The following is a 10508-nucleotide window of genomic DNA, read 5'->3' as shown; positions in this document are numbered from 1 at the left end:
TCATAAGCATCTTTTTATTTTGTACTCAAACATAACTTCTTTGCAAATTAATCGTTCTATATTTGTGCTCTGTGCTTTTAAATGGTAACTTTTAAAACGTTTTTTAGTATCATATCTAAGGTAAAATAGTATTTTACTGCTATGTATTAGCCGCCTCCATTTTTTTATGGAAGCGAATAGTTCCGTTCTTCAAAACTAGCTATGCACTATATTCATTAAAAGGCTTTTCATTTCATAAGATATAACGTTTTGAACTTCATTACCTTTATTTCCTACCTCAGTAAAAAAATACCGTGGTTATAAAATCAATCTTCTCTTTAAATCCTTTGTGCAATCTTTACGAATAAACCCATAAGCTTATGACCGTTTCAAACGATTATTCCTTTGAAGGTTTCGCTCAAAAAAGAGCAAAACTCATACCATTCTTTAAACGTATACAATTTATGTTATCTATAATTTCAAACAACTAAATTTTTAAACAATGTGATTTGTGCTATGATAAAAACGTATCATAAAATTTATAAACTGTTATGAATGATATCTGCTTTTCATTTCATTTGAATGCCCCCATGCGTTATAATATTTACGTCATGATTTTCTTTTTATGGTCTATTCATACATGGCAATCTTATATAAAAAATGGTCAAATGAAACATGCATAAAAATGTGGATTCTTAAGTGGACTCATATAAAATAATTACAAACAAACTATTGACTTTATTGTATTTTTTGATATTATATCTTACATTATCTGACCAGTTGATCTCTACACGCTTAATAGCTTCATTGTCTGAAAAGCGAAACCGCCTTTCAACCGGTGCATTATCTCGCAATGGGTTCCATGTCACCCACAACTCTGCACGCCACCCCTCTCCCTCTTCACGTAACGTTGGAATAAGCGTCTGCCAAGCTGTCTCTGTTACAGGCTCTGCCTCATCAACCCAACAAAGCAAAATACGACCCATCGATTTGATACTGGCAATATTGCGGTCCAGACCAGAAAACTGAAAGGCTATACGACCATCATTTGATTTAATCGAAGCCTCTCCAACTTTGTAATATTCCCTTAAAAAATCATGATCTTCAATGGCGCGCTTAATCTCCTCCAATGAACTCTCTGCCAAAGAATTTTGAAACTGACGTGCACAAAGAATGGTACCAGATATCCCCTGCATGCCAAATTGATAGCCTTTTAAAGCAGCCATCAAGGCAAAGGATCTTGTTTTACCAGAGCCTCGTCCACCCCAAGCCGCGCGTACCACTGCTTTACCTGCAAACATCGGTATAAGCTTTGGTACAATCTTAATCTGTCTTGTCGTCATTCACTAAAGGAGCAATCTCTACACGCCCTATGATCTTAATCGCGCCCCCATCTTCACCTGTTACCTGTAAAGGCAACACCTTACCAAGCAACGCTAAATAAGCCGCAGGGCATTCCATAGCCTGTTTTTCTAAATAAGAGATCAATCCCTCATTGCCAATTTTATTTCTAGCATTCTCTGCAGCCCTCACTACTGCCTCTTTTAAAATACGGGTCATCTTATTAGGCACGCCTTTAACCCGCCCCATTCCTGCCTTAGGTGGTATCCACTTTTTTTTAAGTTGTGGAGCCTGCTCTGTATTTTGTGATGTCATAAAATACACCCTCCCGATAATAAAAAACCCCGCATTTGCGGGGATTTTGGACTGTACTTAACCCTCTCTAGACACAATACGCCTAAATACAGTAACGTCATTAAATACGATTTGCTACACTTTGTCAACATAAAAATAACACATATTGATAACTTCAAAGAAAATCTGTATGAAGCGAAGATGCAACAATGAAAAAAAGATAAAATCTGATGTTATTATCGTATTTAAAGAAAATTGCCTTATCCGGAATAATGAGTATCTTATTCACTAGCTATATAAGTAGTCAATCATTAGCAAAACATGTTTCTTCGGAACATCCATGCCCAAATGGGCAAATTGCTGTTTTTCGTGATGTACAAAATCCATCTTCTTTTATTAAATGTATTCCAGAGACAGATTATGATAAATCACTTCTTCCAGAATGGGCTAGAAAGTATAAACTAGTTGGTATAGGTGAAGACAGTTATAATGAAATATTGGAACGTCGTTTCAAAAAAGCTCGGATAAAATCTCAGATAATACAATGCTTCATAATAGGCTTTATAATAATCACCATCATGTCTCTTCCGATTAACATACTCTGGCGATTTAGATTAAAGATTCCTGCGTTTTTATTTACAATAATGACCGCCTTAGCTGTTATTGCCATTCCCTTCATATTCTATTGATAGTTATTTTTTGTAAAAATACTTTTGAAGCACATTAAGAGCAACGCGCAATGAATTCACAAGGTGTGGTAGCATTTGATCTTCTATAACGAGGTACTGTAGCGCAGCGTGAAGATTGTACTGTCTATAGAGGCATTGGGCTTCTTTTAGTGCCTCTTGCATGTTGATAAACTGCTCTGTTGCGAATGCTACCCATTTGTCTCTTGCTTTATCATCAGCAGATGACGGCATTTCGTCATAAATTGCATTAGGCAAGCCCTTTGCACAAAGGTAATTATTTCTTATCTGTAAATACTGTTGCGCAACGTCATAATGCTCTTGAGTGAGTACACCTTGCAAACAAAGCCGACCTATATAAGACCCAGAAAGTGGATTTTTTGCCTCTTGTAGTGTTAAACCGAAGCGTTTTGCACGTATTTCTATTGCCAATTGATTAGCAGCTTCACGAGGTAATTTTGCACGTGAGATACGACCATTGGCTTCTCTTAGCTGCCCTGTCATTTTAGGGCGTCCCCTCTTTTTATTTCTTTTCACAACACCGCCTTCTGTTTAAAAAGGAACACCATCATTCATAATGGTATGGGGTGTATCAAAAGGTCTCTGAAAGCTTTTGTCATAAGGGGATGATTGCTCTTGATTATCATCATTTTTGCCATCTAAGAGCTTTAAGTCGCCTTTGTACTTAGGCAAAATGACTTCTGTTACAAAACGATCAATACCGTTTTTATCTTGCCATTTACGCGTTTGAAGCTGCCCCTCTATATAAACTTTGCTGCCTTTATTGAGATACTGAAGCGCTATTTTTGCTAAATGTGGATTAAACACCACAATGGAATGCCATTCTGTTTTGTCTATTTTTTTATTAGCTGCCTTATGCCGTTGTCACTGGAGACGTTACGCGTGGCAACTTTTCTAATGTGCGCACTTCTATCATTCAGTTTAGACGACATGTCAAACAATGGCGTGAACATATCATTGCCTTTCAGTTTAACCGCGTTGTTTGGGAGCGCTTTGTTGAAATGTCAGTTCTCGCTGGATGCTTGAATTTACCTGGATGGGAAGAAAATCCCTTGCCATGGCTTCAATGTGAAAGCTTTGCGCCCCCGCTTGAAATGATTGATCCTATTAAAGATATCTCAGCGGAAAAAGAAGAAATCCGTGCTGGCTTGAAAACACGACGTATGGCTCTTGCTGAACGGGGCTTTGATATCGACAGCATTCATGCCGAACTTGAGGAAGAGCATACAGACGCTCGCGCGCGCGGCTTATCTTTTGACACGGATATGGCAGCACCTTCTGGTGAAAATCAAGCGATTGATGATGAAGATTCAGACTCTTCTGAGAGTTATGAAAGTAACCAAGACAGTAAAGCACATAAAAATGGTGAATAATCTTGACATGCCGTTTTTGGCATCACGGCTTTTTGGGGTTCCACACATGCTTGCCTCCACAAAGCTTGATATTATTCTCAATGCTCTTGCCCCACGCCTTTTTGCAAGTGAAAAGTTTCCTATTGAAGCTTATTCGCAAGAGAATACAGAAGCTTTCAGACCACCAGAAACCTATGTGGTGCAAAACAATATTGCCATAATACCCGTTCATGGCACGCTTGTACGCCGCGGTGCATGGCTTGGAGCTTTATCGGGATTGACTTCTTATGAAGGGTTAAGGGCTTCTTTTCGTGAAGCCATTGCACAACCTGATGTTCATGCCGTCTTACTCGATATTGACAGTGGTGGAGGAGAAGCCGGTGGTATCTTTGATTTGGTTGAAGAGTTTCAAACCCTCTCAAAACAATACAATAAACCCATTTGGGCGCATGCCAATGAATTTGCTTGCTCGGCGGCTTATGCCATTGCTTGTTCAGCTTCTCAAATCTGGGTTGCACGCACGAGTGTTGTAGGCTCTATTGGGGTTGTTTGCGCCCATCTTGACCAATCTCGTGCAGATGAGAAACAGGGGCTTAAATGGACCTTTGTTTTTGAAGGTGATCACAAAACGCATGGCAATCCTCACGAACCCTTGAGCGATACAGCACAGATAAAAATGCAAGCCGATTGCGCCCTGCTCTACGAAATGTTTGTCGATTGGGTTGCAAAAAACAGACCTCTGAGTGCGGACGCAATTCGTGACACAAAAACAGAAACTTTTATAGGCACCCAAGCCTTAGAGCTTGGATTAGCAGATGCACAGGGCACCCTTGCGCAAGCTTTGGAAGCCTTAACGGATTCCATATCACAAACCCCAACAGCAACAAAAAAAGGAAAAAACACATGGCACGCACCCTATACCGCGCCGAAGAAGATGATGAAAAAATTGTCGACGTCATCAATGAGGACGAAGAGGACGAAAATGATAATGACATTGACGAAGACACTCAAGACTTCGACGAAGAAGAGGAAAACGAAGACGAAGATGAGGACGAAGATAAACAGGAAAGCGTAAAAGCTGCTCTTGAAAAGGAAAGAAAACGTGGCGAGGCACTGACAAACCTTGAAAGGCAAGCAAAACGCTTAGGCGTTTCTTTTGATGCAGCAAAAGCCATTAAAAGCGGCATGAGTGTTGAGAAAGCAAAAAATGTTGTGTTAACCGCCGCTGTCTCGAAAAGCGCATCTTTAAAACTATCAACCATAGCTCCCCATAGGGATGGGACGAGCAAGGAAAAAATTTATGCAAAATGGGAAACAGCTTGGAGGGCAATAAAATGAGTCAAGTTTTTTATGAAGACGTACGCAATGGCGCTTATCTTGGACCCTACGATCCGGATATGTCAAATGAAGAAGTGGTTTTTGCATCAGGAGCATTCATTGAAGCTGGAACTGTCATGGGGAAAATTACAGCATCACAAAAATATGCCCCCCTTAATCCAGCAGCATCAGATGGCAGTCAAATCCCTGCTGGGATTTCTTTTGCCACTGTTGATGCCTCTCAAGCCGATCAACGTGCCGTGATGACAGCACGCTTATGCACTGTAAAAGCTTCTGAACTGCTATGGCCAGATGCCATTACAGATGAACAAAAAAGTGCTGCCATTCAGTCTCTCGAAGACCATAACAATATTTTATTGCGATAGGAGAATGCGCACATGGATATGAATTTTTTTAAACACGACGCTTTCTCTGCCACCACAATGATGAAAGCGATTGAAAACTATGAGTTTCAACCGGGCCTTATTAGTTCTCTTGATCTTTTTGAGGAAGTGGAAACAAGCACCACAGTGGTTGGTATTGAAAGACGTGACAATACATTGTCCTTGATTCAAACCAGTGAACGTGGCGCCCCCTTGGCAGAAGGTGATAGAGATGGACGTAATCTTCGGTTTTTCAAAACAACACGCATTGCCAAAAGTGACACGGTGAAATCAGAGGAAATCCAGAACCGGCGTGAATTTGGGACAGAAGATCAACTCGAGACAGCAATGAAATATATTGCCAGAAAACAAAAGAAACTGATTTCTGAAATCGAATTGACATGGGAAAACATGCAACTTGGCGCTGTTCAAGGGGTGGTACTTGATGCCGATGGCTCTGTTATTGTCGATTGGTACAAGGAATGGGAAATTACACCTCCAAAGCCGATTGACTTTAAATTAAATAATGAGACAACCAATGTTGCGGACCATGTTGATCAAGTCATTATGAAAATGATTGAAGCTTCAAAGGGAGCGTTTTCTGATCGTTCACGCATTATTGGGCTTTGTGGAAATGAATTTTTCTCCAAATTGAAAAACCATAAAACAATTCGTGAGACTTATCTCAACACAGCTCTTGCACAAACGTTGAATAGTGCTGGAGGTATTGCAACACCAAGTTCAATTGGCTCTGGGAGCTTTGGCAGTTTTGACTTTGCAGGTGTGACTTTCATTAATTACCGGAGTATTCACAACTATAATGTGAGTGCGAAGGCTGGAACAAAGCGCGCCATAGGCATTAAGCCTGATGAATGTCAATTCTTGCCCGCCAATGCACCGGGAGTGTTTCAAAAAACCTTTTCTCCTGGAGAAAGTTTGGATTTTGCCAACACCGTTGGAAAACCGCTCTACACCATGTTGATCGTTGATAACGACCGTAATGCATGGGTAAAACCGGAGGTATACAGCTATCCGCTTTATATTTGCACGCGTCCTGAAATGCTCTTTAAAGCGGTCAGTGGAGGAAAATAACATGCGATGGCACGGGTTGCTAAACCAAATGATTCAAGACGTGTGCAACACCTTTGGGCAATCCGTCATCTACACGCGAAAGGATAATCAACAATCGTTTCAAATTACAGCAATTTACACCATTAAGCATTCAGAATCGGAGGCTGGTGGCAGAATCCCCACGACAATCGCAAAAAAGGAACTTGATGTTTGTATCAATGATATCGGGGGAATACCACCAAAACTTCAAGATAGTATTGTGATCATCTCTCCTGAAAACAACAAAGCCCCCTCTTCTCAAGAGCAATTCGTGGTCACAGATGTCCAAGCCTCTGAATCCGGTATGTACAAACTTATCTTGCGGGAGCTAAAACAATGAAACATCTTTGTGTGGTGTGTTTAAAAATCAATAAGGCCGCCCAAGAGCTCGGATTACTGCTGTAAATCTTGGGCTTGAAAAAGCAGTGAATTGGTAATTCCACGGAATGCCGGTACGGCGACTAACTTGGCATCCTTTGTATGTTATAGCTACTGATGCAATTCGTGTCCAAGTAGTCCTTTCATTCCTTTCAGGGCTTTCAAATACAATGGCTTGATCTGTAACCAAAAGACGTCCCCAAAGTGTGGTCTTTTTACTAATATCAAAGGAAACGCGTTCTTGAACTCCCAACAATTTTTCATTACGCGCTAAACGATAATCATATTCACTTGCATCAAGTTCTTGAAACATTTCACACGCCTCCAAAAAATTAGAGGGAGGAATATCTGGTTGCAACATCGCAACTTGTTCTTCAAAAAGCTTTACATTTTTATTTTCAAAATGGACAGCGATTCCCAAAAGTGAAACAATAATAATGGCTATTAATAACCATGGTGAAATACTTATTATTGCTACTGTGCCCCCAATCAATAGAGCACAAAGGAGAAAAATCTTGATCCCATTTTCCAATCGTTCGTTTTTAAATGCTGGAGATGTTTTATTAACGACTGAGAAATCAGAAGAAGGATGTGCAGGAGGGAGAGACATTGAAGCCTGTTCTGAAACTTTCTCTTTAAAGCGTTTTTTGCGTTTATCTTGCCAATAAGCGAAAATGGAAAACGCAAAAAATGCAAAGAAAATTAACCAAAACCATCCCCAAAAACCTAATCCATTATTTTCATCTGATTTATTGTCTTGAGTGGGCATGATTTGCTTATCAGTATTCTCAACTGGTGCCTGAGCCATGCTTTCATCTTGAGTAGCAACATCTATTGACGAAGTCGAAGAGAGGGTAACAACTTCATTATTATGTACAACTTGACCTGGTTTGTCTTTCTGTACAGAAACACCTACTATTGGAGCACTGACAAATAATAGAGCACCAACACCAAGAGTCTTTAACCCCATTTTGCGCCATTTTTTTCTACATACGAAAACGATCCCAGTGATAATAATTGGTAAAGATAACAACCATACAATAATCGCAATTGTATCAAGTACGTCGCGCATTACTCCCCCTCCGCTATAAATAAAAGGAGAGGGATTTTAAAGTGAGTCGATAAATAAAGTAAAGATAGCTTATCATTTTTAGAAAAAAGTGATATTAATGCTTGACATCATCATAAGGATGTGAATAGTCGAGTCAGGTGCCTCAAAAACGCCTTAAATACCAAGCGGATTGATTGCCGAAATAATCAATCTTCTGAACATTAAAGATTTTGACTCATTATATGTGGTAGCATATAAAGATCTTGTCGGGTGTGGTTATGCTATACAATACCCTTTCGGGGAAAGCATAACGACGGACTTGGTACCGTGTTTTTGAGCACCCGGCGCTCTTCATAGAGTGTCAATCAAAAACCTCTATTACCAAGGAATTCATTATGAACACACTTATAGAAATATCAGAACAGGTTATTGATCGGGAAACTGTTCAAACTGTTAATGCACGTGATTTGCACGCATTTTTGGAAATTACATCAAAGTTTGCAGACTGGATTAAAAATCGCATTAAAGAATGTAATTTTCGAGAAAATATAGACTTTATAGGTTTTTCTAAAAATTTAGAAAAAGGTGGGCGCCCAAGCATAGAATACCACATTACCTTAGACATGGCTAAACATCTTTCCATGATAGAGAGGAATGATAAAGGACATGAAGCTCGTTTATACTTTATCGAATGTGAAAGACGTGCAAAACAAGTAGCAACACCGCAAGTAGATCTTGCCAATGTTTTGGAAAATCCTCTGACGATTAAACAGCTCCTTTTAGAGAGTATCAATCAATTAGAAGACTTAAGAAATGAGGTGAGTACACTCAAGCCAAAAGCAGAAGCTTTGGAAGGCTTAAAACGTTCTGATGGATTGTTTGGTCTTATTGAAGCAGCAAAGATGTTGGAGGTACGACCAAAGGATTTAACCGATTATTTTTATAACTTGTCTCATTTTCTATTTGATAATGTGGCAACAATATGAATAATCGAATTAGGTACCTCAAAAACGCCTTAAATCCCTAGCGGATTGATTGCCGAAATAATCAATCTTCTGAACATTAAAGATTTTGACTCATTATATGTGGTAGCATATAAAGATCTTGTCGGGTGTGGTTGTGCTATACAATACCCTTATGGGGAAAGCATAACGACGGACTATTGGCCGTGTTTTTGAGCACCCGGCACTCTTTTGAAGTGTCAATCAAAAACATCTAACCAATAGGAGTTCATAATGAACAATCCTATAGAAATTACGGAACAAGTCATTGATGGCGATGCGATTCAGACAGTAAATGCACGTGATTTACATACGTTTTTAGGAGTAGGTAAAAAGTTTGCAGACTGAATTACTGAACGCATTAACAAATATAATTTTGTCGAAAACAGAGATTATATAGTTTTTCCCAATTTTGGGAAAAACCTCCAAGGTGGTCGTCCCTCTAAAGAATATCACCTCACCTTAAGTGTAGCCAAAGAGCTCTCTATGCTTGAGAATAATAAGAAAGGTAGAGAAGCTCGTTTATATTTTATAGAATGTGAAAAACGTGCAAAACAAGTAGCAACACCGCAAGTAGATCTTGCCAATGTTTTGGAAAATCCTCTTACGATTAAACAGCTCCTTTTAGAGAGTATCAATCAATTAGAAGACTTAAGAAATGAGGTGAGTACACTCAAGCCAAAAGCAGAGGCTTTGGAAGGTTTAAAACGCTCTGATGGATTGTTTGGTCTCATCGAAGCTGCAAAAATGTTAGAGATACGACCAAAAGATTTAACCGATTACTTACGTAAAAATGATTGGGTCTATCGGCGGGCTCCAGGGGCGCCTCTATTACCTTATCAGGATAAAATCAAGAAAGGATTCATGGACTGCCCTGCCATCACCATTCAAAGACCGGATGGTACAGAGAAGGTACTCCCTTCAACGAAAATCACATCCAGAGGATTGGCATGTTTGAGAGAACAAATCTTTGGGGGTGTGCAATGAAGATAGATATTAACTTCTTATGCGATTTGTGGTTGGCATTATCTCAATTTTCTAGAGATGAAAATATGAATGATAAAGATTGCACTACTCTGGTTGATACTATGAGTGTAATAGAAAAAGCTTTAATTTTAAAACTTCAAGATGAGATGCCAAGTATACTTAAAATCTTAACAGTTCTAACAGATTTTGGCGATTCAGAGTTACCGCATAGCATGGACTCTTTGTTGCGCACTTATGAACCAAATTTCGAGAGCCCTGTTAGAAAGGTTGCTTAAGTAAAAAATATGCCCCTCTCCGTTCTCAAAATGGGGAGGGGGTTAAGAGGCTGCTTCTAAAGGTGCAATATACGAAATCGGATTATTATGCCGTGCTTGCCAAAGATCATGCTTCTGTTGCAATTTAAGCCAGAATTCCGCATCATTTAAACCAGCCATCTCCAAACGTAAGGCTAGGTTAATGCTAATTGCTGCATTACAGTTTAAAACACGTGATAAAGTTAAACGTGCAACACCAAGACGATTAGCTGCTTCTGTTACCGTTAATCCTAGCGTATCCAGCAACTCTTCTCTTAAAATGCCACCGGGGTGTGGAGGGTTGTACATCATCAT

13 protein-coding genes and 3 pseudogenes are annotated in these 10508 nt (G+C 39.5%); 10 read left to right on the top strand and 6 right to left on the bottom strand.

Features of this window, described 5'->3' with window-relative positions; translation table 11 throughout:
• Positions 1-737: 737 nt before the first annotated feature.
• Both MCY_RS02975 and MCY_RS02970 read right to left on the bottom strand, forming a co-directional pair.
• A pseudogene (locus tag MCY_RS02975) lies at positions 738-1322 on the bottom strand (phage terminase large subunit); the annotation flags it as partial.
• The gene (locus tag MCY_RS02970; RefSeq protein WP_007346886.1) at positions 1303-1635 is read right to left on the bottom strand and encodes a hypothetical protein; all 333 of its coding nucleotides are present in this window, start codon (positions 1633-1635) and stop codon (positions 1303-1305) included. The pseudogene MCY_RS02975 and the gene MCY_RS02970, both read right to left, overlap by 20 nt.
• A gap of 209 nt (positions 1636-1844) precedes the next feature.
• Between MCY_RS02970 and MCY_RS02965 the strand changes: the two genes are divergently transcribed.
• Positions 1845-2303, top strand: a complete 459-nt coding sequence (locus MCY_RS02965) for a hypothetical protein (RefSeq protein WP_019224530.1) — start codon at positions 1845-1847, stop codon at positions 2301-2303.
• Between the two features lie 3 nt (positions 2304-2306).
• On the opposite strand, the gene MCY_RS02960 is transcribed toward MCY_RS02965, so the two are convergent.
• Positions 2307-2804, bottom strand: coding sequence for a hypothetical protein (locus MCY_RS02960; RefSeq protein ID WP_007346884.1), 498 nt, complete (start codon positions 2802-2804; stop codon positions 2307-2309).
• A 48-nt stretch (positions 2805-2852) separates the two neighbouring features.
• Positions 2853-3176 (bottom strand): annotated as a pseudogene (ssb, locus tag MCY_RS02955) (single-stranded DNA-binding protein); the annotation flags it as partial.
• Here ssb and MCY_RS02950 point away from each other — a divergent pair.
• The 6 genes and pseudogenes from MCY_RS02950 to MCY_RS02925 all read left to right on the top strand — a co-directional run.
• Positions 3170-3694 (top strand): annotated as a pseudogene (locus MCY_RS02950) (phage portal protein); the annotation flags it as partial. The pseudogenes ssb and MCY_RS02950 sit on opposite strands and share 7 nt — an antisense overlap.
• On the top strand, positions 3684-4748 hold the full coding sequence (locus MCY_RS02945) for a S49 family peptidase (protein WP_007346881.1): 1065 nt from the start codon (positions 3684-3686) through the stop codon (positions 4746-4748). The pseudogene MCY_RS02950 and the gene MCY_RS02945, both read left to right, overlap by 11 nt.
• Positions 4631-5011, top strand: a complete 381-nt coding sequence (locus MCY_RS02940; RefSeq protein WP_244832535.1) for a hypothetical protein — start codon at positions 4631-4633, stop codon at positions 5009-5011. The genes MCY_RS02945 and MCY_RS02940 overlap by 118 nt, the downstream gene beginning before the upstream one ends.
• Positions 5008-5376, top strand: coding sequence for a head decoration protein (locus MCY_RS02935; RefSeq protein WP_007346880.1), 369 nt, complete (start codon positions 5008-5010; stop codon positions 5374-5376). Before MCY_RS02940 ends, MCY_RS02935 begins: the two co-directional genes overlap by 4 nt.
• 12 nt (positions 5377-5388) lie before the next feature.
• Positions 5389-6465, top strand: coding sequence for a major capsid protein (locus tag MCY_RS02930; RefSeq protein WP_007346879.1), 1077 nt, complete (start codon positions 5389-5391; stop codon positions 6463-6465).
• A gap of 1 nt (position 6466) precedes the next feature.
• Positions 6467-6823, top strand: a complete 357-nt coding sequence (locus MCY_RS02925; protein WP_007346878.1) for a head-tail joining protein — start codon at positions 6467-6469, stop codon at positions 6821-6823.
• Between the two features lie 27 nt (positions 6824-6850).
• Here the strand turns inward: MCY_RS02925 and MCY_RS02920 are convergent, their stop codons facing one another.
• The gene (locus MCY_RS02920; protein WP_007346877.1) at positions 6851-7933 is read right to left on the bottom strand and encodes a hypothetical protein; all 1083 of its coding nucleotides are present in this window, start codon (positions 7931-7933) and stop codon (positions 6851-6853) included.
• 374 nt (positions 7934-8307) lie between these two features.
• Here MCY_RS02920 and MCY_RS02915 point away from each other — a divergent pair, with 374 nt between their 5' ends.
• The 3 genes from MCY_RS02915 to MCY_RS02905 all read left to right on the top strand — a co-directional run bounded on the left by MCY_RS02915 (position 8308) and on the right by MCY_RS02905 (position 10175).
• Positions 8308-8898, top strand: a complete 591-nt coding sequence (locus MCY_RS02915) for an antA/AntB antirepressor family protein (protein WP_007346876.1) — start codon at positions 8308-8310, stop codon at positions 8896-8898.
• Between the two features lie 363 nt (positions 8899-9261).
• Positions 9262-9900, top strand: coding sequence for a phage antirepressor KilAC domain-containing protein (locus tag MCY_RS02910; protein ID WP_244427362.1), 639 nt, complete (start codon positions 9262-9264; stop codon positions 9898-9900).
• Positions 9897-10175, top strand: coding sequence for a hypothetical protein (locus MCY_RS02905; RefSeq protein WP_019224534.1), 279 nt, complete (start codon positions 9897-9899; stop codon positions 10173-10175). Before MCY_RS02910 ends, MCY_RS02905 begins: the two co-directional genes overlap by 4 nt.
• A gap of 42 nt (positions 10176-10217) precedes the next feature.
• On the opposite strand, the gene MCY_RS02900 is transcribed toward MCY_RS02905, so the two are convergent.
• Positions 10218-10505 (bottom strand): HigA family addiction module antitoxin, encoded by a 288-nt coding sequence (locus MCY_RS02900; protein WP_007346872.1) that lies wholly within the window; start codon positions 10503-10505, stop codon positions 10218-10220.
• Between the last annotated feature and the right edge of the window lie 3 nt (positions 10506-10508).

This window comes from Bartonella rattimassiliensis 15908 (assembly GCF_000278215.1).
GTDB classification, from domain to species: Bacteria; Pseudomonadota; Alphaproteobacteria; order Rhizobiales; family Rhizobiaceae; genus Bartonella; species Bartonella rattimassiliensis.
The sequence above is the reverse complement of the archived record's forward strand: the minus strand, read 5'-3'. Positions and strand labels throughout refer to the sequence as shown.